This window comes from Methylomonas sp. BG-2 (genome assembly GCF_057766305.1).
In genome coordinates this window covers 1-1,646 of sequence record NZ_JBYMAP010000443.1, presented here as the reverse complement: position 1 = coordinate 1,646, position 1,646 = coordinate 1, and the positions used below count along the sequence as shown (strand labels likewise).

Below are 1,646 nucleotides of genomic sequence, written 5' to 3'. Positions count from 1 at the left end.
GGTGTCGTACCAATGGTCAACTTATCCGAATGGTAACTCTTCGGAACTGGTCGAGATTTGCTATTCCAATCCCTACTCGTCAACAATTCAGTATTGTCATAATATTTCCGCCTCCCAGACAGGTACTGTCCATTTTTACGATGGATTCAGTGCTAGAGGTACTTTTTGGATTAGACATACTTTAACTGGAGGCACTTACCCCGCAACAGCAAACTCAAGAACTGACTCCGTTACGGTCAATTATCATTATTAATTTGTGTACAGGCGATGCGTATTTTTTGCGTATCGCCTTTGTTGACGTATTTAAAAAAAGAACCTGTTGCCGCTAAACTATGTAGTTAGAGTGTTTCTCGAAATTGGAGAAATGAATATGACCAGCATCAATGCATCGAACACCACGTTATCTCCTTCAGCCATTTCGCAGAAACAAATTGCGTCGCAAGCGAATGAAATACAGGGCAACGATAACTCGACAATATCCAAAAGCACCACTGACACGGCGACTTTTAGCGGACATGCAATGCTGTTGTCGAGGTTGTTCCACACCAGTGATCCGTACGCTACACCTGAGGTCGCAATGGCGTTTACGACCAATAACCTGAGCGGCAATTCCGCCAGTTTCCTTACGCAGGCGGACAGAAAGCTGATGGAACGCGCTTACGAGTATTCGCAATCCAGCGGTATGGATTTGGAACAAGTCGATCATTTTGCGTTTGATTTGGCAAACTATCGCTTCCTACAGGCGACGGGCAATAACACCGGGGAGATAGCGGGCTCATCAGGTATCTATGACGCGGAAGGCAATCCTTGGGTAGGCAAGTACAATTCTCAAGACGCCGAGCAGGTCAAGCGGATATTGACCGATCCCTCGGTGGAATCCACCGACATCGACAAAGGTTTTTTGGCCTATTTGCTGAACCCGCAAATCAGTGGTTTGACGCACGCCGTTAGCTTTGGCGCATTGGAAAAATTCATTCCCGCGCTGACCTCGCAAAATAGCCAATCGACCGATAAAGCGAGGCAATCGTTTACCCCATCCGATCCAGGCTTGGCTCAAGCCTTGTACCGTGTCGATCATCCCTACCAAGGCGCCAAATGGGACGCCGGAACCAACGCCCCAAAAAACGCCACCGACCAGCCTTGGCAGCATCTTAGTAAAACGGAGCGTAAACAAATCATGGCAGCCTATCAACTGGCATTACTGCATTCGTCCGACGGTAATCTTAACCTCATTGACCAAATGTCGCGCTTGTCCGGACTCGCCAAGATGCAGCAAAATCCGAATATCGAGCCCACCGAGTTATTGCAATTACTTGCCAAAACCACGACGATCGACACACAAGCTTAACTTTCTAACTCGGAACTAATACACGCTAAGGAGGATGCAATGATAGTCAGCTTGAATTCGACTGGAAATACGAATCAATATAAACTACTTGATAAAGCTGTGGCCATGCCTTGGCAAAATCGGTTTACTACCTCGAAAACACAGCCCATTGGTCAAGGGTTCGACGCCCAACAAGCGGCATTAAAACCAATCGAAATAAAAAAACTGTTAGCGAATGTCGATCTAAGAAATATATCGCCACATGACTTGGGTATGTTGGGTGGTTTTTTGAATGGAAATGGTGAAATATCGGACAATT

The 1,646-nt window shown here is 46.4% G+C and carries 2 protein-coding genes; both read left to right on the top strand.

Translation table 11 applies throughout. From position 1 onward, the window contains the following. The first annotated feature begins 370 nt into the window (after nt 1-370). Nucleotides 371-1,348 (top strand): hypothetical protein, encoded by a 978-nt coding sequence (locus AC3B8H_RS21105; RefSeq protein ID WP_157204213.1) that lies wholly within the window; start codon nt 371-373, stop codon nt 1,346-1,348. A gap of 39 nt (nt 1,349-1,387) precedes the next feature. Continuing rightward, the coding region (locus AC3B8H_RS21100; RefSeq protein ID WP_488443472.1) for a hypothetical protein at nt 1,388-1,646 on the top strand (259 nt) is incomplete at its 3' end.

Bases quoted from the DNA above. Each gene is read 5' to 3' on its own strand.
- AC3B8H_RS21105 (WP_157204213.1), top strand. From the start codon at position 371: ATGACCAGCATCAATGCATCGAACACCACGTTATCTCCTTCAGCCATT.